This is a genomic window from Aerosakkonema sp. BLCC-F183, from assembly GCF_041929145.1.
Lineage (GTDB): Bacteria > Cyanobacteriota > Cyanobacteriia > Cyanobacteriales > Aerosakkonemataceae > Aerosakkonema.
The window spans coordinates 1-20,639 of sequence record NZ_JBHFNU010000112.1; the positions used below are offsets into that span (position 1 = coordinate 1).

At 45.1% G+C, this 20,639-nt stretch carries 21 protein-coding genes; 7 read left to right on the forward strand and 14 right to left on the reverse strand.

All coding sequences use genetic code 11. The features are described 5' to 3' along the window. Window positions 1-243 precede the first annotated feature (243 nt). Complete coding sequence (locus tag ACE1CD_RS32790) at window positions 244-1,191, reverse strand: glycosyltransferase family 2 protein (protein WP_374799046.1); 948 nt, start codon at window positions 1,189-1,191, stop codon at window positions 244-246. 391 nt (window positions 1,192-1,582) lie between these two features. On the opposite strand from ACE1CD_RS32790, the gene ACE1CD_RS32795 reads away from it, so the two are divergent. The 4 genes from ACE1CD_RS32795 to pyk all read left to right on the forward strand — a co-directional run bounded on the left by ACE1CD_RS32795 (window position 1,583) and on the right by pyk (window position 7,487). Then, window positions 1,583-2,095: a DUF3172 domain-containing protein gene (locus tag ACE1CD_RS32795; RefSeq protein ID WP_374799048.1), complete on the forward strand. Its 513-nt coding sequence runs from the start codon at window positions 1,583-1,585 to the stop codon at window positions 2,093-2,095. Between the two features lie 333 nt (window positions 2,096-2,428). Beyond that, entirely contained in the window at window positions 2,429-2,779 is a 351-nt protein-coding gene (locus ACE1CD_RS32800) for a hypothetical protein (protein ID WP_374799050.1), read from the forward strand. Window positions 2,780-3,201: 422 nt separating this feature from the next. Beyond that, entirely contained in the window at window positions 3,202-5,946 is a 2,745-nt protein-coding gene (locus ACE1CD_RS32805; RefSeq protein WP_374799052.1) for an HD family phosphohydrolase, read from the forward strand. Window positions 5,947-6,065: 119 nt separating this feature from the next. Further along, window positions 6,066-7,487 carry a pyruvate kinase gene (gene pyk / locus ACE1CD_RS32810; protein WP_374799054.1) on the forward strand — a complete coding sequence of 474 codons (1,422 nt, stop codon included), beginning with the start codon at window positions 6,066-6,068 and terminating at the stop codon, window positions 7,485-7,487. A gap of 196 nt (window positions 7,488-7,683) precedes the next feature. On the opposite strand, the gene ACE1CD_RS32815 is transcribed toward pyk, so the two are convergent. The 5 genes from ACE1CD_RS32815 to ACE1CD_RS32835 all read right to left on the reverse strand — a co-directional run bounded on the left by ACE1CD_RS32815 (window position 7,684) and on the right by ACE1CD_RS32835 (window position 10,266). Continuing rightward, window positions 7,684-8,481, reverse strand: a complete 798-nt coding sequence (locus ACE1CD_RS32815; RefSeq protein ID WP_374799182.1) for a carbohydrate ABC transporter permease — start codon at window positions 8,479-8,481, stop codon at window positions 7,684-7,686. A gap of 336 nt (window positions 8,482-8,817) precedes the next feature. Continuing rightward, window positions 8,818-9,369, reverse strand: coding sequence for a 5-formyltetrahydrofolate cyclo-ligase (locus ACE1CD_RS32820; protein WP_374799056.1), 552 nt, complete (start codon window positions 9,367-9,369; stop codon window positions 8,818-8,820). Further along, window positions 9,370-9,723, reverse strand: a complete 354-nt coding sequence (locus tag ACE1CD_RS32825) for a type II toxin-antitoxin system PemK/MazF family toxin (protein WP_374799058.1) — start codon at window positions 9,721-9,723, stop codon at window positions 9,370-9,372. It lies immediately after the preceding gene. Beyond that, window positions 9,723-9,962 (reverse strand): hypothetical protein, encoded by a 240-nt coding sequence (locus ACE1CD_RS32830; RefSeq protein WP_374799060.1) that lies wholly within the window; start codon window positions 9,960-9,962, stop codon window positions 9,723-9,725. Before ACE1CD_RS32830 ends, ACE1CD_RS32825 begins: the two co-directional genes overlap by 1 nt. Window positions 9,963-10,128: 166 nt before the next feature. Then, entirely contained in the window at window positions 10,129-10,266 is a 138-nt protein-coding gene (locus tag ACE1CD_RS32835) for a hypothetical protein (protein WP_374799062.1), read from the reverse strand. Between the two features lie 199 nt (window positions 10,267-10,465). On the opposite strand from ACE1CD_RS32835, the gene ACE1CD_RS32840 reads away from it, so the two are divergent. Together ACE1CD_RS32840 and ACE1CD_RS32845 are read left to right on the forward strand one after the other, a co-directional pair. Beyond that, complete coding sequence (locus ACE1CD_RS32840; RefSeq protein WP_374799064.1) at window positions 10,466-10,798, forward strand: hypothetical protein; 333 nt, start codon at window positions 10,466-10,468, stop codon at window positions 10,796-10,798. A gap of 111 nt (window positions 10,799-10,909) precedes the next feature. Then, window positions 10,910-11,266: a hypothetical protein gene (locus tag ACE1CD_RS32845; protein ID WP_374799066.1), complete on the forward strand. Its 357-nt coding sequence runs from the start codon at window positions 10,910-10,912 to the stop codon at window positions 11,264-11,266. Window positions 11,267-11,778: 512 nt separating this feature from the next. Here the strand turns inward: ACE1CD_RS32845 and ACE1CD_RS32850 are convergent. After that, window positions 11,779-12,720 carry a GDP-L-fucose synthase family protein gene (locus ACE1CD_RS32850; RefSeq protein WP_374799068.1) on the reverse strand — a complete coding sequence of 314 codons (942 nt, stop codon included), beginning with the start codon at window positions 12,718-12,720 and terminating at the stop codon, window positions 11,779-11,781. A 33-nt stretch (window positions 12,721-12,753) separates the two neighbouring features. Further along, entirely contained in the window at window positions 12,754-13,833 is a 1,080-nt protein-coding gene (gmd, locus tag ACE1CD_RS32855; RefSeq protein WP_374799070.1) for a GDP-mannose 4,6-dehydratase, read from the reverse strand. Between gmd and ACE1CD_RS32860 the strand changes: the two genes are divergently transcribed. Further along, the gene (locus tag ACE1CD_RS32860) at window positions 13,825-13,968 is read left to right on the forward strand and encodes a hypothetical protein (RefSeq protein WP_374799072.1); all 144 of its coding nucleotides are present in this window, start codon (window positions 13,825-13,827) and stop codon (window positions 13,966-13,968) included. The two genes, gmd and ACE1CD_RS32860, sit on opposite strands and share 9 nt — an antisense overlap. A gap of 321 nt (window positions 13,969-14,289) precedes the next feature. Here ACE1CD_RS32860 and ACE1CD_RS32865 read toward each other — a convergent pair whose 3' ends face one another. The 6 genes from ACE1CD_RS32865 to ACE1CD_RS32890 all read right to left on the reverse strand — a co-directional run bounded on the left by ACE1CD_RS32865 (window position 14,290) and on the right by ACE1CD_RS32890 (window position 20,619). Then, on the reverse strand, window positions 14,290-15,021 hold the full coding sequence (locus ACE1CD_RS32865; RefSeq protein ID WP_374827432.1) for a sugar transferase: 732 nt from the start codon (window positions 15,019-15,021) through the stop codon (window positions 14,290-14,292). 174 nt (window positions 15,022-15,195) lie between these two features. Beyond that, a complete protein-coding gene (locus ACE1CD_RS32870; protein WP_374799076.1) occupies window positions 15,196-16,350 on the reverse strand; it encodes a glycosyltransferase in 1,155 nt (384 codons plus the stop codon). Between the two features lie 26 nt (window positions 16,351-16,376). Continuing rightward, window positions 16,377-16,538, reverse strand: a complete 162-nt coding sequence (locus ACE1CD_RS32875) for a hypothetical protein (RefSeq protein ID WP_374799078.1) — start codon at window positions 16,536-16,538, stop codon at window positions 16,377-16,379. Between the two features lie 144 nt (window positions 16,539-16,682). Continuing rightward, complete coding sequence (locus tag ACE1CD_RS32880) at window positions 16,683-17,168, reverse strand: RNA recognition motif domain-containing protein (RefSeq protein WP_374799080.1); 486 nt, start codon at window positions 17,166-17,168, stop codon at window positions 16,683-16,685. 232 nt (window positions 17,169-17,400) lie between these two features. Further along, the gene (locus ACE1CD_RS32885) at window positions 17,401-17,532 is read right to left on the reverse strand and encodes a hypothetical protein (RefSeq protein ID WP_374799082.1); all 132 of its coding nucleotides are present in this window, start codon (window positions 17,530-17,532) and stop codon (window positions 17,401-17,403) included. A gap of 558 nt (window positions 17,533-18,090) precedes the next feature. Continuing rightward, on the reverse strand, window positions 18,091-20,619 hold the full coding sequence (locus tag ACE1CD_RS32890) for a M48 family metalloprotease (RefSeq protein ID WP_374827433.1): 2,529 nt from the start codon (window positions 20,617-20,619) through the stop codon (window positions 18,091-18,093). Window positions 20,620-20,639 lie beyond the last annotated feature (20 nt).

Sequence of the window (20,639 nt, forward strand, 5' to 3'; positions counted from 1 at the left end):
GTGGTACAACTTTAAGCTTCTACCAAACAGTCGTACCTGTGTCATTAGTACACTTGTACGACTGTTTTTTATCTTTTTACTTTTATTTATAGGAGTTTAGACTAACCGCGCTTTAGGGCGCGGTTAGTCTAAACTCCAGTAGTTTGGTTGACAAAAAAAATTTGTCTTGTTTGGGGAGAGTGCGATCGGCAATTTCTGCGGTTGAATTCCCGACCTTTAGGTGCGATCGACTAGCCCATATCCCTAGCTTGAGAATTCTTTCCCAGACGGTTCTGGTTTCCCGCCGAGAACTTCTTTTAGCAGCGCCGTGACTTTTCGACCTTGTTCCCATCTCAATAATATGATGCTTTTGAGACCTTTAATTAAAAGAATTTTGACTAGCACCCTTCTCATTTTTTTGCGTAATTTGCTGGGCAGTGATTGATAAGTTTTGTTAAAAATAATTTTTAGCCATACTTTATATATCTCAAACAAAGTATCAATTCTATTGGAGTCAAGATTTTGGCTGGTTGCTTGATTGGGATGAATGCGAAACGCAGCTAGCCTTTCGTCAATAAACCCTATTTTATAATAGGCCATAATTCGCAACCACATCTCCAAGTCAGCCAGTTGTTTAAAATTGGCATCGAACAAGCCAACTCGCTCAAATACTTCCCGCCTTATCAAGACATTACTCGGTTCGCCAACCTTGTTGTATGGAGGTTTAAAAAAATTATTATCTTGCCAAAAAATCAAACCAGATTGGACTGGCTGAATTTTTGACCAATGTTTGTGTAAGTCCTGCATTCCGGTCAAAAATTTTAGATCGACTGGCTGTTCGTAAATTAGTTGGCGAGTGCTAAAAACCAAACCAATTTCTTCATCTTGTTCGGCAATTTGCACCATTTTTGCAATACAGTCTGCTGTCAGAGTATCATCTTGAAATAAGAATTTAATATATTTGCCTTTGGCTTGCTCGATACAATAGTTCCAGTTAGGTACTAAACCATATCTGGTATGAGTGAAAATATGAGTATTCGGTAGTTCTGCCACACGCAACAACCTTAACCCTTCATCTTTTGAGTCATCATCAGAAATAATAATCTCTATATTAGGATAAGTAGTTTGCTGGAGACAGGTTATCAGTGACGGAATAAATTCAGCGCCATTATATAGAGGTATACAGATGCTAACCAGTGGATAACTATTCATTATTATTCAATTACTAAGAACGTGTCCCATCCCATCGTTATCCGAAGCTCAAGACTATTCTCCCATGAATTACTTATACAATAACGATACCAACGGACACGATCTAACTTATCTGCCTCCCGTTTGTATATTGACTGCGGGCTAGGGGGAACAGAGAGCGGGAGAGCTGATGGAGCGGGGGATGGGCGAGTCAGAGAATTAATATTTTTCCTGTTTCCATCTTCTCTTCTCTCTCCTTTTTGACTTTTAACTTTTGACTTTTGACTTTCACCTAACGGCACTAGCCTCGGAAAATTAGCGGCATACTGGAAATGTCCGCAGTTATCGGAATTTTTGGTTGCAGCTGGCAACCGTAACTCCTCGTCACACCTGAAACACCGCTAAAGCAACCATGAAACGTAAATCCAGTTCCGTCTCCTCCAAATCTGGAGCTTTCAATTATACCTCCCTCGCAATACTCAGCGGCGTCTTCATCTTGGGAGTGGGGGTTGGCATTGCTTTTACCACGAATGCCAATTTAAGTACAGCAAACGTGGCATCCCGCGAAGTGATTGACCGCACCGCGCCTAACCCTGATATTTGCGCTCAGTATGGAGCTAGCGCCATAGTGACAGAAACCCGTACCTTTGTGACGTTAAATCCCTTCACCGTATACGTAACTCAGCCGCGTATGGAACCTGGATGCGTCCTGCGAAGCAATAACTGGGCAATTCTGGAGAGCAGAAAATTGATAAACGGAGAGCAAGTGCGCGAGTGTAAAAATCGCATGAACACCTTTGGTTTCACGAATAATTTGGAAAATTCCCCTAAAATTGACTGCCTCTATCAAACCGACACTGATAAGAACCGCTTCTTCAATCAACCCGGAACTGCTGGGCCAGCACCAGAAACAGACCAGTTCTAAAGCTCGACAGTTGCCAACATCTGAAAAATTACTTTAAATCCGTGCATCTCTCTACTGGTAGATGTATATTGAGAACACTGAATGTCCAAGCAAACCGATGAGCCTGCGACCAACATAAAACTTCACAATCACGGGACTTACGCAGCCAGTTTGCAAAAACACTATATTTAGTAGTGTCAATTCATGAATTGACACTAAATTTAGATGTTCTGCGTAAGTCCTAAGTCAGTCAACAGCATCAGGGTGCCCAAACTTCACGTACTTTCCCAGAAAAATGAAGTTTTAGGGCGAAGGGCTCATTCCTGTAAATGGGATTGAGTCGTTTAAATAAAAATGTTTATCAGCACATCCAGTGACGAGGGTGCCTCAGATCTGGCAGAGTTAATCCGTTTTAGCCGCAAGGTGACAACTTCTAAACCTGCCAGAACATCCCGTTGGCAACGGGTCAACCAGATAGAAAACGAAGCTTCCGCCACACTCAGCACAGAATCATCTGCAACGCTGGATGGCTGCACCCCGTCTTTGACGTCTTTGAGAGAGGGAGACACGAAAGCTCTGGCAGCACTGTTCGATCGCGAAGATAGCGACGAAATCGAAACAGATATCAGCAAATACCTGCTCCTCTTATGGCCAGAACCCTGCTGGGAAGACAATCCCTTTGATTTCTTGCGAGAGTATCTCTAGATGTGCTTACTTGAGGTCAAAGAACCATTTTGGGACTGACGTACCACAAGCGTCGAAACCCGGTTTCATATGACATCTAAAGCTCGTGAAATCCAGTGACTTCTCATTCAAACCGGGCTGCATTAGTGTCCTTACCTTAATGTCCCTTTCAGGCTCCCATTTATTCTGCTAAATTAGGTTTTGGTTGCTCAACAAATCTCTATTGTGTTGGCCACAGTTGAATAAAGGCATTGGTGACCGAACTGGGTGTATGAAGTGCAAGGCGCTGGCAAAAACGATCCCGATCGCTATGTAAAACCCCTGCCACTTGCGATCCCCCCAGTGGTAGAGCCCAGTTTTGTTAGCAAACCTTTATAATAACGCCTAAGATCACCCTATTGAGAAACGAGCTACCAAATTCAGGGTGTCACAGCCGCTCCTACATGAAAACGCTGACCTCGTTGACACAGCAGCTCAAGCAATGGCGGCGAGTTGCGTTCGACCGATATCTGCGATGCCGCCAAGCCTGCGGTATCTACGTCCGTAGCAGTGCATCAGTGCTAAGCTTGTCCCCAGGACAGGGCAGATTGGCAAACGGTGCCGCGAAAACCTTTGTGCGGACGCGATCCCGTCCCCGTGCCGCAGCCAGATGCCCGCAGCCAGATCCAGATCTATCGCTTTCCTCCAGCCTCGACCTTAGCGTGCGCTCCGATCGGCTCTCAAGCAAGGAGCAATCTTCTCCCCAGCAGATAACGCCTCCAGAAAGCATAGGTAATCGCCGATTTGTAGGAAGTCTTTTGCGAAAACAATTATCCGGTTCGCTGTTAGCAACCAGTATCTCTTCAATCCGATCGCTGCCCACTCAGTATTCGTTAGGGGCCAATTGTCGTCGTTATAAATCTCATCGCCCCCCCATAGCATTAATTGTGGCAGTAGTGTCCCTCACCACCAGTTTGGGCTATCGCTTCTACAACCAGCCAAAACTCGATGTTGACACGATCGCTCCCACAACAATTAGGGCACCTTTTGACGCCAGCGTCGAAGATATCAAAACCACGGAAGCAAAACGAAAAGCAGCTCGCCGAGGTTTGGTGCCCCTCTTAAAGATCGATGCGGCTGTCAACGAAGAGATTTACCATAATCTGCAAAAAGCGATCGACCAGATCGACACCGCAAGACAACTTCCAGGGCCATTTCCCTTTGCCAAAACCTCTGTTCTATCCCTTGGCACCCAACTTTACTTGCGCGACTGCCAGGAGTGGGAATGGCGGATGGTGCTCTCCGCCGCGAACGGCCAGAAGCTGCCAAAATCTCAAGAGCGCCTGAGCTTGCCACCCTTACCCTCTGCTTCTCTCTCACCAATTCAGCAACGAGCGGTCACGGAACTGCAAGCCTATGGACGCTCTACCTCCTCCGCAGAATTATCCGCGCTCGTTGAGAAAATTTCACTCGTTCGTCAGCTTTATGCCCAAGCCGTGGCTGTTTTCGCAAACAAGCCGACCTGGGAAAATCAAACTGCACAAGATACCTCTGCATTACAACTGTCAGATGCAGCTTGGCAAAAAATGCAACGCGGTCTGCGCCAAGTAGCAGAGCGCATTCTCACCCAAGGCATTCACCCCGGCTTACCCACCCCGGTGTTGGAGCGAGCGGTAAGTATGCAGGTAAAAATCGAGATACCGCCTGCGGCACAACCTCTGGCAACCAAGATCCTTATGGCAGCTTTGCAGCCGAATTTAAAGGAAGATCCCGAACAAACAAGGCAGCAAGCAGAACAAGCCGCACGACAGGTAAAACCGGAAATCATCCTCGTGCGGAAAGGAGAAGTAATTGTTCAAGCAGGCGAAAAAATTACCCAAGCCAATTTTGTGCGGCTCGATTATTTTGGCTTGAGCCGCCGGGGTATTAACTGGCAGGGTTTGATCGGGTGTGGCGTCGTCGTCAGCGGAGCCGTCAGCGTTTTTTGGCTTGTGGAAAGGCGATTTCACCCCGGACTGCGCCGCCGAGACCAGATTTTAATACTACTTCTCACTCTCAGTGCGCCGTTGTTGGTAAGCTTGGGGATACCTTATACCAGCTTGCCGGCAATTGGCTTATTGGTGGGCAGCTTTTACGGTTCCGTTTTGGGCGCAAGTGCTGTAGGGCTGATCTCTCTGGGCCTGCCCATCAGCATGGAAATTGGCTGGGAGCATCTCCTCGCCAGCGCTGCTGGTGGCATACTGGGTAGCTTAATAGCTGGAAGATTGCGATCGCGTGAAGAACTCGCTCTCTTAGGTGTCGCGGTAGGCTTAACTGAAGGAGCAGTCTACCTTATTCTCAATCTCATGGTCAGCGCTGCGATCGGTTCCGTCTGGTACAGCGTACTCGCAGACGCCGCTCTGTACAGTCTCACCGGTTTGGCCTGGAGCGTTGTCGCATTGGGGCTGAGTCCCTACCTGGAACACCTCTTCGACCTGGTAACTCCCATTCGTCTGGCAGAACTTGCCAATCCAAACAGACCTCTCCTCAAGCGTTTGGCCGAAGAAGCCCCAGGCACTTTTCAGCACACCCTGTTTGTCGCTACCCTCGCAGAAGCCGCCGCCAAAGCTTTGGGTTGTAATGTCGAGCTAGTCCGCACCGGCACTCTGTATCACGATATCGGCAAACTGCACGACCCCCAGGGATTTATCGAAAATCAAATGGGAGGCCCAAACAAGCACGACGAAATCGACGACCCTTGGAAGAGTGCGGAAATCATCAAAAAGCACGTCAGCGAAGGTCTGGTGATGGCGCGTCGCTGTCGCTTGCCCAAAGCAATACAAGCTTTTATCCCAGAACACCAGGGCAGGATTTTGATTGCCTATTTCTACCACAAAGCCGAGCAAGAATCGAAACAACTCGTATCGGAATTTGATTTTCGCTATGATGGCCCAATTCCGCAATCGCGAGAAACAGGTATCGTTATGCTCGCAGACGCCTGCGAAGCGGCTTTACGCAGTCTCAAAGATGCCAGCTATGAAGACGCTTTGGGAACCGTGAATAAAATACTCAAAGCTCGCTGGCAAGATAATCAACTCGTAGATTCAGGACTGAAGCGAGAAGAAATGCCCCAAATTGCTGAAATCTTTGTGCAAGTATGGCAACAGTTTCATCACAAACGCATTGCTTATCCCAAAGCTGCTATCAACCCTCACCAATCCAAGCTTTAATTTTAGATTTTGAACACGTGAATTTCATTTACGCAGCAATTTTAGATTTTCATTAGACGATGCCAAAACCAAACCAGGAATTTCGGTCTAATATAAAATCTAAAATCCTCAAAATTATCATGCGTAATACCAAAATTATCTGCACCCTTGGCCCTGCCAGTTCCGATTACGAAACCATCAAAGCAATGGTAGAAGCTGGCATGGATATAGCGCGGTTAAATTTTTCCCACGGAGACCACGAAACTCACCAAAAAAACATTCATTTAATCCGAGAAGTTGCCGCAGAACTCAACCGACCGATCGCTATCCTTCAGGATTTACAAGGCCCAAAAATCCGCGTCGGAGACATGGAAGAAGGTGTAATTCTGCGTCCGGGCGAGAAAACTTGTATAACTATGACTACCGTTCTCGGTACAGCCGAGCGGTTTAGTTCTACCTACAAAGACCTCTCCTCAGATGTCAGAGAAGGGGAATCTATCCTGATTAACGACGGATTGATCCGCATTAAAGTAGACCGAGTTACAAAAAATGAAATTTACGGCACAGTTATTCAAGGTGGCTCCCTCAAAAGTCACAAGGGAATTAACCTTTCTTATTCATCTATTTCTACCCCCGCACTCACTGAAAAAGATATTGATGACTTAACATTTGGATTATCCCAAGATATAGATTATGTCGCCCTCTCTTTTGTGAGGGAAGATGCCGATATTAAAGAAGTGAGAGGATCGGTGCGACGTAAAGAAAAAATGACTCAAGTCATTGCCAAAATCGAACGTCACGAAGCAGTAGAAGATCTGGAAAGCATTGTCGATGCCGCTGATGCTCTTATGGTAGCGCGGGGAGATTTGGGTGTTGAACTTCCTTTAGAGCAAGTTCCCTTAATTCAAAAATCAATGATTCAAAGTTGCCGCCGACATCTCAAGCCGGTCATTACGGCTACCCAAATGTTGGAGTCGATGATTCAAAATCCGACCCCCACTAGAGCAGAAGTTTCTGATGTTGCTAACGCCATTTTTGATGGCACCGACGCTATCATGCTTTCCGGAGAAACGGCGGTGGGCGCTTACCCAGTGGAAGCGGTAAGGACGATGGCTCGCATCGCTGAAACGGTGGAAGCAAATTTAATTTCTTCTCCTCAATACATCGAGACAGTGAGAGAACACGGGATCGCTAACTCTGTTGCTCATGCTGCTTGTCAGCTGGCAGAACATATTAAAGCAAAAGCCATTATTTGTTTTACTGAGCATGGTTTTACTGCTCGACTTCTGTCTAAATATCGCCAGTCAATTCCGGTAATTGCGATTACGCGAGAAGAACACGTACAGCGGCAAATGGCTCTTTATTGGGGCGTGCAATCTTTGCGGTTAGAGGTGGGTGATAACACTGATGAAATGATTGCCGCAATGGAGAAAGCAGCGGTTGAAAATGGGTTTGTTTCTGTGGGAGATATCGTTGTAATTACTGCTGGTTTGCCTTTGCCTCTCTCTGGAGTTACTAATTTGATTAAGGCACACCGTATTGGGGAAAATACAGGACTGTAGGTCACCCGATTTTGGATTTTGGATTTTGGATTTTGGATTGGCTCGGCTTTGAAAGAGGGGAGATTGAAATTCGTCAAATTTTTTTGATGATTTCCATTAAAAGGAGAGGTTTTACACCTCTTTTTTTCGGTAAATTTCAGATTTCAGATTTGAAATTTAAAATTTTAAATCTGAAATCTCGAATTTGAAATATCGCTTATCCTTTGACGCCGCTACCTGCATCAGTTGGTACAATGTATCGCTGCATGAATAGAAAGAAAAATAATATTGGCGCAATGGAAATAACGGAACCGGCTGCGATCGCACGCCAATCTAATGAGAAGGTACTCGCTAACATCGCTACTCCTACAGGTAAGGTATAATATTCCGGGCGATCGACTGCTATTAATGGCCACAAAAAGTCGCTCCAAGACCCGATAAATACAAAAATTGCTAACGTCACCAGTGCGGGACGAATGGCGGGAAGCATCACAAACCACCAAATTCCCACTTCCGAGCAGCCATCCATCCTCGCTGCTTCTTCTATTTCTTTTGGCACTCCTTGAAATGCTTGCCGCAGCAGGAAAATGCCAAAAGCTGAGGCTAAAGATGGAAAAATTATCCCTAAATAGGTATTTCGCAAACCTAGCTGCACTGTCAATACATACAAGGGTATCATCACGATTTGGAACGGAATCATGATGGTGGAAACAATACCTGTAAAAATCGCTTCTTTTCCCCGAAAGTTTAGCCGTGCGAGTGGGTAAGCGGCGAGGGAACAGAACAGCAAATTTAATCCAACTGTTAGTACTGCTATGAGGGTGCTGTTAAATAAATACTGCCCGAACGGATTGGTCTGCCAAACTTGCACAAAGTTCTCGAATGTGGGCTGACTTGGCCATAACTGGGGCGGAAATTGAAAGATGTTTTCCCCCGGCGATTTGAAGGCGGTACCGATCAACCACAGTAGCGGAAACAACATCAGAAATGCGATCGCACTCAATCCCCCATACATCCAAACCAATTGCCACCTAGACCGCCCTCGGCTTTTGGCTTTTCCTTCTCGTTTTTCCATCTTCTTCATCTGTTTTGAATTGGCCATCGCATTATATTAATAATACTTATTTAATTCCTCTGCCAATAAATTTCTGTTAATCGAATCTTTGGCCATCAAAAAAAAGTGTAAATGTTTGTAAAACCTCTTGCATTGTGTAATGAGACATGAGATTATAGTAATTGTATTTTAGTAAGTAAATCACTTTCCAAGCCTACATCGGTACGTGCTTGGAGCGCAACGGACAATAGTCCGTTGCGCGGGGTTCAGAAAAAATCAACCTGACAGTTAAAAACTTCATCGCAACATCCTCAAACCAACTTCCGTACAAACACCATTTAACTGAATGTCCCATCCTTCAATCGGTAACTGTGGCACATAAGCAAATTCAAACACGATCCCAATTGTAGGCTTTGACGACCACTCCGGGGAACTCAGCAGGCGATCGTAATAACCGCCGCCATATCCCAGTCGATACCCCCGCACATCGCAAGCAACCGAAGGAACCAGAATCAAATCTACCTCATTGGCGTTTAAAGTTGGTAAATCCGGGTGAGGTTCAAAAATTCCAAAAGCACCTTTTTGCAGCGGTTGTCCGGGTTTCCAGCTATGCCAGGAAAGCTCATTGCCCACACAACGAGGAAATCCCCATTTGCGGTTATCGGCAAATAAAATACTGAGGTCTGGTTCTTGTCGAAAACTGAAATAAGCGAGAATTGTTTTTGCTTGGGTAAAGAGAGGGGAAGATTGGAGGTGGTTGGAAATGCGATCGCTCTTTTCTCTCCATAGTTCTGTTAACATAGATTGGCGTTGTTTAATGAGCGATCGTCTTAATTCTACTTTTTCCATTTAGAAACCTAGCACCACATTCATCGCTAAACGAATAGATTCCCAGTATTCTTCTTCTAAAACACCTACTAAACCCAGAATCCTACTGTTATCGAGCACTCGAATTTGTCCGACATCAATATAACGATCGCGATCTAAACCGTTAGTTGGCGTTGCTTTTACATTCACAACATAAGGCGCTTGCTTGCTTCCTGGGCGAAATGGCATCACAATGGTTAGCAAACCATATTGATTCATAATGTCATTTTGGACAATTAAGCAAGAACGGGTTTTTTGTGCTTCTGCACCCACTGTGGGGTCAAGTTTCACCCAACGAATTTCGCCACGTTTATAAGTTAAATTACCTTGTGGCATTAATCAATCCCATCCCCAACGACACAATCCCAAGCTGCAATCTCAGCTAGATATTCGGGATCTTCAGCATCTTGTTTGAGTGCGGCAATCATTTCTGCTTCCATCACAGCCCGACGGTGTGCTGCTAATACCCCATTAACGTAGCCGCTGCGGTTTGCTTTGTTTCCCGAAGCAGCTGCTTGGCGATCGATAAAGTCTAGGATTTCATCATCCAGAGTTATCGTAACTTTCTTTGCCACTGGTATTCTGGTTTTATCTTACTCAAACATCATACCCTTTTATCTTATCATCAAGATAGAGAGCGATCGCTCTTTTTTGTTCATAGAGGTCTTCCCGCCGCCAGTCTCGTCTTCCCGGTAAGGAATTGCGGTTTTTGATGCTGTTGATAAACTCTTTCTCTGCTTCCTATACAGCAATATTTGTTTGGGAAACTGGTATAGAACTGATATGTAGATCGATCGCTTGGCGAATAATTTCCGCTTCGCTAATACCTGATTGTTGTGCGATCGCCTCTTTACTTCCTTCCCTTTTTTGGTGTATCATTTAAATAATGGAAATATAAGTAAAATTAACTATTAAACAATAGTTCTTCCTCATCAAAATTAGTATATCATAAAAAAATAAAGCCTGTCAATAGGCTTATCTATATATTTGCTATGTTAAGAACGGATGCTATATTGATTTAGCACCTTGGTCGCATTGTATCTATTGGTTCTGATTAACTGTTTAAAGTTATTAAATTATGAGTTGGAACGAAATTAGGATACCACATATTCAAGGTATTGAAAAAGTGGTGGCTGAGTTTTATGTCAGGTGTAGTGCATATATGCCAAACTGCCAGTTCAGAGTAAAAATCACCCAAGATAATTATGGTAATTATTCAGGACGTGTGAATGTTGCAATAAAAAATTTCAAAGATGGCTCCCCTGAATGGGTTGGAGGCCAAGGAGAATCAGTTGATGAGGCATTAGAAAATTCTATAAACAACTTTATAAACTCAATAAAATCTTCTGGTAGGGATTTAAGTAATCTTACAGATAAAGATTTTGAGTGGTCTGCTCCTGAAGACTTTTAAATGACTAAGTTTGTAAGAGAAACTGATGACATACCTGGTGGATATGACACATCTGATGTCCCCGATTTACCTGATGAGTAAATAAGTAAAAATAAAACTAGGAGCCACATCGTGAGGTATACGTATATTTTGAGAATTGATTGTGAAAAAGAAAAAATAAAATTAATCAGTGAAATTTTGGGTGTTGATAACAACTCTAACAATTCTTATTGGGAGCAAATATTAGTTGAAGAAGCTTTAGATCCTCCAGTAGATTTTATAGATATATTTTTAAACCTTCTAGAAGGCAAATATCAGCAACTTTTTTTGGTTGGAGTTCAGAAAGATGATATCTCCGTATGGATGTATTACGAATATGATGAACAGTGTAATATGGAATTCTCACCTGAAGATATGAAACGTCTAGGAGACAATCAAATTACTTTATGTATTTCCTGCTGGGAATCGGCTAGCAAAGATGCTTTATAAGAGACTTTTGAGATAAAAATAAAAGAAAGAGAGCAAACCTAATTGGATAGAACGATAGTAGAATCACATCGATTCTGTAGGTTGGGTTCCAATCCTCACAATTGAAGGTGAAAAGAATATTGAGGATATTCTAAATGTTCGATAGCTTATCACTCTTAAAAAAACCCCGTTTCTTAGCCATATCTACAATTCTCAGCAGGGGTCTACTTGAGCGCAGATTCTGCCACACCTACATAATACTACCATCAGAGAAAAATTTCAAGAGCGATCGCCAAAAATCTTCTCTTTGTATGTTGTTGCGACACCGCATGAAAAGAGGGCTGAAGCGCAACAATGTACCGTACCTTTGCGATATCGACAATTGTGTGAAGGGGTTTACCTGAGCGCAGATTCTGCCACACCTACATAATACTACCATCAGAGAAAAATGTCAAGTGCGATCGCCAAAATTTTCTCTGTACGTAGTTGCGCTTAGGCCCCAAAAGAGCGCTAAAGCGCAACTACATACCTAATTAATCAGCGTGCTGACGATACCAATCAATCGTATTCTTCAGCCCTTCCTTAAACTCAACCTGCGCCACAAAACCAAACTTCTCCTTAGCGCGTTCCGTATCCAAACACCGCCGAGGTTGACCGTTTGGCTTATCCGTTTCCCAGACAATTTCGCCCTGAAATTCCATTAAATCGCAGATTAACTCCACCAAATCTTTGATAGTAATCTCATAATTAGTTCCCAAATTCACCGGGTCAGCCTCATCGTAAGATACAGTAGCCATCGCAATTCCTCGTGCTGCATCATCTACATAGAGAAACTCGCGACTCGGACTACCATCACCCCAAACTGGTAAGTGTTTATCTCCCCGGACTTGTGCTTCGTGAACTTTGCGAATTAACGCCGGAATTACGTGGGAACTGCGCGGGTCAAAATTATCCTCTGGGCCGTACAAATTCACGGGTAACAGATAAACACCATTAAATCCGTACTGTTGCCGATAAGATTGCAGTTGCACCAATAAAGCTTTTTTCGCCACACCATAAGGCGCGTTAGTTTCTTCGGGATAACCATTCCAAAGGTCATCTTCTTTAAAGGGAACTGGAGTAAATTTCGGATAAGCGCAGATAGTACCAACGCAAACAAATTTTTCCACCCCAGCTTGATAAGCAGCGTGAATTAATTGCACGCCCATCATCAAATTATCGTAGAACAACTCCCCCGGTTTTTCCCGATTTAAACCAATCCCACCAACGTGCGCCGCCAAGTGAACGATGACATCTTGATTTTGGGAAAGTTTTTGGCAAACATCCATCGATCGCAAATCGAATTCCCGCGATCGCGGTATCGTAATCTTATCGCGATCGGCTCCAGCATCGCACAACTGTTTTACCACCTGGCGGCCCAAGAAACCAGCCCCGCCAGTGACCAAAATTCTTTTATCTTTTAAATCCAATGCCATATCTCCATCCTCATCTGTCGGGGCTGTACTTTCTTAATCCATTACCGTAGCTGCATCTTGACGGATAGTAGCAATGTCAGGCGCAAATTTCGCTCCCTTACCATCTGGTAAAGTCAGTCCCAATCTCTGCAAATCTGCTTCTACCATCAAACCAACTAACTCTGGAAATGTCACTGAAGGTTTCCAGCCTAACTTTTCTTTGGCCTTAGATGGGTCGCCAATTAGTAAATCTACCTCAGCTGGGCGTAGATAACGTTCATCAAATTCCACGCAATCATGCCAATCCAAATTGACATAACCAAAAGCTAAATCCAAAAATTCCCGAATCGAGTAAGTTTCACCCGTAGCAATCACGTAGTCATCTGGCTGTTCTTGTTGTAGCATCAGCCACATCGCTCTTACATAATCCTTAGCATAACCCCAATCCCGCTTAGAATCCAGATTACCCAAATAGATTTTTTTCTGCTTGCCAGCTACAATTCTAGCAACCGCCCGCGTAATCTTCCGCGTTACAAACGTTTCGCCTCTGCGAGGGCTTTCGTGGTTAAATAATATACCGTTACAAGCAAATAGTCCGTAAGATTCCCGATAATTCACTGTTTGCCAGTGACCGTAAAGTTTAGCGCAAGCATAAGGACTGCGGGGATAAAACGGCGTCGTCTCCTTCTGCGGCACCTCCTGCACCTTACCAAACATCTCAGAAGAACCAGCCTGATAGAAACGCACCTCAATCCCCGTGCGATGTTGGTAATCGCGAATCGCCTCCAGCAGGCGCAGCGTGCCCATTGCCACCGTGTCTACCGTATACTCCGGCGAGTCAAAGCTAACCCGCACGTGAGATTGCGCCCCCAGGTTATAAATTTCTACTGGTTTAACTTCCTCAAGAATCCGACGCAACGTCACCCCATCAGTTAAATCGCCGTAATGGAGAAACAACCGCGCTGTCGGATTGTGCGGGTCTACATATATATGATCGATCCGGTCTGTGTTGAAGGTGGAAGTCCGCCGGATAATCCCATGAACCTCATAACCTTGTTCGAGCAAAAACTCACTCAAATAAGATCCATCTTGACCTGTAATGCCAGTGAGTAGCGCTCGTTTTCTTTGTGTCATCTTCCGAATTCCTCAGCAATCTTTGAATTTGAGGTAGTTGCCTGTCTTCCACAGGCAGAAACATTTACATTTGAGGTTTGGTTTATGCCAAATGGCACGCTACGCGATCGCAGTTGGCGTTATGCTTACAGCTAATCGCTTCTTGATGCAGGCGAGCCAGTGGCACTATCTCAATCCTTTCCTACGTTAACTTAAACACGTCCGCTAAGTATCAAGAAGCTATGTAGTTTTTGCAAAGAATTCTCAGCTACTGTATTTTTGTTAAACTTTTTTAACAGTAGCCGGACTTACGTACTTATATACACCGGGAATCTAAAAGTTATGATTTTTGATTTCAAAACTTTGAACATCTTAAAATTTTAGCATCAAAACCATAACTTTTTTATTTGTACTCCTAACTGAATGCCGTTTATGAATACGTAAGTCCTGCTTATGTTTAAGCGCTGCGATTCAAGCTTAATAAGCTCCGTTATTCGTAGGAAAAATCACTACCCCTACGGTTTTGATAATCACCCACAAATCCAGCCAGAAATTGCGAAAATTGACATAGTAAACATCAATTTTGACGCGCTTTTCGTAGGGAATATCATTTCGTCCGGAAACTTGCCACAACCCCGTGATTCCAGGGCGAATTGTCAAAATCCTATCAATATGGCGACCGTACATAAATAGTTCCTCCGCAACTAACGGACGAGGGCCAACAACGCTCATATCTCCCTTTAAGACGTTCCAAAACTGGGGAAATTCATCGAGGCTGGTAACCCGCAAAAATCGACCGATCCAGGTAATCCGAGGGTCATTTTTGAGCTTGAAATTGTCCTGGAATTCTTGCTGCAACTCAGGAGAAGTCGCCATCATCTCCCGCAGGATTTCATCCGCATTGGTGACCATAGTTCGGAATTTAATACAGCCAAAAGGCTTGTAGTTTTTCCCAATGCGCGTTTGCACGTAAAAAATCGGCCCGGGGGAACCGATCGCAATCAGTAAGGCTAACAGCAGGTATATCGGGGAAAACAGGATCAAAACTAATAAGGAAAATGCAATATCGAACAGCCGCTTGGCAAAGTCTCCTTTTAGATGCTCAAGAGGCAGACCCTTAAGTCTGCCTGTAAGTTCGAGCGGCTGCAAACCACGCTTTTTTAACCCCCGAAACAGTTTGCCGGAGATGAACGGGCTTTCGGCAGTCATTTTACTCCTTACACTACTTCACACCACACACAGTCCACATCATAAAGCCTGAAGAGACTTTACGAGTAGAACAGAGGAGAAGTCACAAGCACAAAGGGCGTCGGGTGTCGGGATTGGGCGAAAGGGGGAAAAAGGAAAATATTAATTCTTCGGCTCCCCCCTAGCCCCGCCAACTCAAAAAAGAGACTGATTTCGAGATTTAAATCTCAAATAGGAGCGATCGACAAACGCCAAATACCGCTCTGCAAAGATCGTAGGCGCAAACCCAGCCGCTTGCTCCAGCGCCCGCTCCGGATTAAAATTTCCCTGATGCGCTTCAAAAATCTTGACTGCTTCCGCTAAAGCTAGTTCCGATTGTTCCCAGAAAAATAAGCCCGTACCTGTATCTGGGTATTCCCGAATATCTCGCACCGTTTCCAGCGCACCACCTGCACCAAAGGCAATCACTGGCGTCCCGCAGGCTTGCGCTTCTACCAAAGCAATACCAAAATCCTCGCAGGCAGCATACACAAACGCTTTCGCCTGGGCCATGTATTTCTCGACCACAGCATTGGGCTGCGGTCCCAGCACCTGTACGTTGTCGCCTGCTAATTGGCGAAGTTGTTTCAGTTCCGGCCCAGTACCGATCACTACCAGGGGCCGTCCTAGCTGGTTGAAAGCCTTGATAATTAAAGAGACTTTTTTATAACTCACCAGCCGCGAAACTGTCAGATAAAAATCTTCTTTCTTTTCCTGAAAAGGAAATCGCTCAATATTGACTGGCGGATAAATTACTTCCGAACGGCGGCGATAGCAGCGCCAAATCCGACTGGCTGTATGTTTGGAATTAGCAATAAAGTAATCGACGCGATTGGCAGTTAGCACATCCCACTGCCGCAAGCGATGCAGCAAATACCGCGTCAGTACCCCCTGAACGCCTTTTCCCATCTTACTACTACTAAGATAGTCAAAAGTCAAGTCCCAAGCGAAACGCATGGGAGCGTGGCAATAACAGATGTGCAACTGTTGTGGCCTTGCGATCACTGCTTTAGCAACAGTGTGGGACGAGGATAGGATAATATCGTACTCTCGTAAATCCAGCTGTTCGATCGCTATCGGCAAGAAAGGTAGGTACTTTTGAACCCCGTTACGAGCGCTGGGAAACCTTTGCAAAAATGTCGTACCGATAGAGCGCTTGAATAAATAGCTCTCCGGATCGATCGACTCAAAATCGATCAGCGCGTAAAGATCGGCATCTATGTGCCGCAATATTTCCCTAACAACCAGTTCCGAACCTCCAGTTGCTTTAGGCGTTAACCACTCGTGGACAAGCGCATATTTCAATGGCACAGCAAACTTTTGTCAACTCAAAACAGCTATAAATTTAAACTCACTTTACACAAAAAAGCTCGCCGATAAATACCCAAATATTGGAAAACAATAGGTAGAGGTAGATAGTTATCTACCTCTACCTGAATTGCGATCGCAGACAAAAAGTCCGCTTCTCTAATCGACTTTTGTGAAATCGTCGCTAACAAGGAAAATTTTCCGAAAAACATTGCACCCAGTAGCAGTTTGGAGGAAACTTCCAGCTTCTACTTGCTCGTCTAACCAGCAAAACCCTAGAACTATCTCCACAATCCCTCCCCCTTTAGGGGGTCGGGAGAAAATCAAAGATTTGTTCAAGGATTTGTTGTTTGAGCCGCTAACATCTGCTTTAGCTTTTCTAGCTCCTGTGCCCAACGGGGATCTGGTTGCACTGCTTCCGAGCTAGTCGATGTTGTGCTGCTGCTACCGCTACTGCCACCACGGTTCTTCTTCTTGTTTCGACGGCTCTTTTCACTGGGAGCAGCACTGCTGCTAGGTGCCGATTTAGCAACTGGCGGCGGTGGTGCTTCCTCCTCAGTTTGACCTTTAGACCGAGGCAATGCCTTTTCAATTTTTAAGGCACTTTCTTTGAAAACGTAACCGTTGAACTTTTCAATGAATTGATCGGCTTGTTCATCTGTCTGCACGGTAACAAAACCGAAACCACGGCATTTACCTGTTTTGCGGTCTTTAATCACCTTGGTGGAAATCGAATCCCCAGCCTCGGCAAAAACCGCTTGCAGCTCTTGGCGATCGATTTCTTCTTTAGGCAGATTGCCTACATATAGACGAACGGACATAGAAGATCCTCCAGACTTTAATTCAAAAAAAACTTGCTTGCAAGGGCGCTCCCTGCATATTAGCTGAGGAGAAAGTGGATTGACGAACTCCTAAACAAACTAATTGTTCTGTCCCTCTAACCAATTGCCACCACACAGCTCATCGCATGAAAAAACGCTACTTAATACTCGATGCCCAAGATCCCGCACCTAAGTTTCAGCCATTCAATATGAAGATAGCTTACCACGAGGATTACTCATAGTAAAATCGCCGTTTGAGCAGGCTTAGAGCTTCCTCAAACAGCTTGAATACATCTTTTATCTCACCGCTAAAATCTAATGGTTCTAGCGGCGGACTTAAAATTGCTTCCCAATCGACCTTCATTTATGCCAGTGAAACTCAGGTGTTTTCTTCTTCTCTTGTATCTTGCTTGCCTGAAAAGTTGACGCCATTCTTTAAGGTATCACGCTATAAGGCATGGAACCATTTCTCAAGATAGATTTCAGCTTCAGCCTATATCTGTCACAGGTGGAGTAATCCTCCCCCAGGATTTTTGTTTTTACCATAGGCTCCGCTACAGATTGTACGACATGATTATCGATCTTTACACAATAGCAAACAAAAACCAGCCTATGGCTGCGGCTGGTTAAACTTGCTGTGTTGGGAGGAGGAAATCCTGGTAGTATCCGATTCTACGGACAAGCATCCCCGAACCTCAGTCTGTCGCTTTTTCACCTACTGGCAGAACTACGATCGCCTGTTACCCATCGCTACAAAAGCTTTTGGGATTTCTTTTTCACAGACTGGCTGTTTCAGAAATCTGTCTGTTGCCTTGTCTAATACCAAGGAATTCCTGTAAAGAAATGTAACATATTCAGAAAAAAATCGCAATTTTTCTTTACATAGATGTCGGCATCAGGGATGGGGCAAATGGCACTAGCCCTATGCGCCGCCTTTGAAGATAATGTAAGCGCCCCAAAGAGCAGCCGCGATCGCTAAAATCGTAGACCAGAGAGGGTGAGCGCTTTGGCTGCTTTTACCGCCTTGAGTTCTCAGGCTGTCAAGATCGATCCAGGGCGTGACACCCCGACGAAACCAACCTGTTGCTGAGATCGGTCGGTTGACTAAATCGCTGGGACGAGGCGATCGCGGTAAAATATTGCCTATGGGCCCAAACCAAGAAAAAAAGTGTAATTTGACTAAACCAGTACCTGTTTGCAGAATGAGATCTTGACAAAGCCAGTTACTAACACCGGGACGCCCTAACAATTTCCCTTCTAGGCGTATCGGCTCACTATCCACAGGTAAAGCAGCGGGATTGGCTAGCAAGTCTGGCAACAGAGCTTCATTTTTTACGGACAAAGGTTTAATATCCGGAAAGAAAGAATCGATCCGCAACAAGATGCCCATACTTATACCTATGAGCAGACAACCGTAGAGAATAGAGCGATCTCCCCACATCCAATCTAGCGGTCGAAATCTCATCAAGTTGCTAATTCCGCCGATCGACCAGAATATCCCTCCCAAGGCTAAACCCAGAAAAACGCCTAAATAAGGCAAAGCTTGGCAGAAAAATTTTGAATTTTGACGGCTAACAGAAGATTGGTAACTTAGGTTAAGTTCGGTTTCTAATTTCCAGTAATTCGCGTAGCGAGCTAAAATTTGCAAACGCTCTCCCATTGGGGGATGAGAATTATTAATAGCTAACCAGCGACGATGAGGATTGACGCAATCCCACGCCAGCATCGGTTCTAGGGGAGTATGGGCGTAGAGGCTGCCCAAACTCATCGCCTGTCGATATCCCACCGTCGTCAACAGCTCGAAACTTTCCAGCAGATTGCTAGTTTGTCCCTGTTGCTCGATATCTTTGGCAATACCGATCGCCATTTTCAAAATAGCGCGGGTGAGGCCGTTCGGATTACCCGTAACTTCGCAGGAGATGCGATCGCTATAGTAAATCCTCGCTCTGGATAACCACAAAAGCGGCCAACGAAATAGCCAATATATACCGTAACTCAATGCGCCGATCGTTCCGGCAATCAACCGCAAAAAGGAGTTTGGTGACAAATCTCCCAACTGGCTCGCTCTCCAGTAAAAAGTGTAAGGCACCTGGGCAACCAAAACGCCCAAAGACATCAGCGCGAAATCCCAGTAAACGATATGCCCCAACTGTTCGGCATAAACAGTAGCAATTTCATCATCTGCCAATCGATCTAACAATCCTTGAGTGACTGCAATGCGAGCAGTACGGCGCAGATTCCCGTAGGTAAGTGCTAAGGGTGCAGAATTTGGTAAAACAAATAAGGTAGGAGAAGGTAAGCGCTGTTCGCGGGTAAAACGTTGCAGCACTCTGACTGCTTCCGGACTGCGTTCGCTCAACGTTGTCGTCGGTAAAGGTTTGAGGTTGTGGTATGCTTTGAGCAATCCATCCATTAACCAGGGAGATGCGGCAATCAGGGCTATCAGTGCGATCGCGCTGGCAATGGGAACTAAACGCATAGGGTCGTTATAGTAATCCTCGCCTATATAGATAATTCGCAGTTTAATTAAAAGATCTCTCAGAGTTTTAACCGCGAATTTGAGTATGGAATCGATCGCCCAAAACGTCGAAATCAGCAGGACGATCGCAGTTACTGCCTGCACTCCCCAAAGCTGCGACAAGTCAAACTGAAAACCTGTCTTTACTGGTAAGCGTTGCCACTTTTGCGCCCTTCCGGCTTGTTTCCATTCAGGTTGATAGGGTAAGCTCTTTTCTGCTTTTTTTTCCCCAGGATCTGAAGATTGGCGACTGGCGGCGTTTTCCTCTGTGTCTGTACTTTTCTGACGCTCTGCTGCTCTTCTGACGCTCTGCTGCTCTGCGGCTCTGCTTGGTTTAGTTGCACTATCCAGGGGAACAAACCCAGGTGATGACGCAGAATCAAACTTTTGCGGTAAAATTTTATCGTTATTTTCTTTGCTCCCCTGCTTTGAGGGAGAAGATGGAGAAGATAAAGAAGAATTTCGATCCTTTAAAGATGAAGAAGGCGGACTCACAGGCATCTTCGGTCTGCTCGAAGACACTTGTGCTGTGGGGTCAAAAGGCACAAACCCAGTGTCTTTTGACTGGGAAATCTGATTGTCTTCCCTGCTGCCTTCCTGCCTTGCTGTACCTTGTTTTGGGTAGCGCTTTACAAAATCGGCCTGGGTGCGATCGGCCCATTCTTTCACGGGACGGCTGGAACTCTTACTCAGAGTTTTACACAGGGCGATCGCTCTGACAACGTTGCCACTACGTTCGTAGGCTACAACTAAACCCATCTGAGCCTTATAAATTGCATTTTGATTCAGTTCGATTTGGCAGACAGCTTCTAAGTGAGCGATCGCATCATTGTAATTTCCTTGCTTGAGCGCTGCTAAACCCGCCTCCAGAGATGGGTTTTCCTTACCAGAGGCAGATGCACCAGACGCAGGCGGATCGGGAGGAAAGACCATAGACTTTCTGGCATCACAAT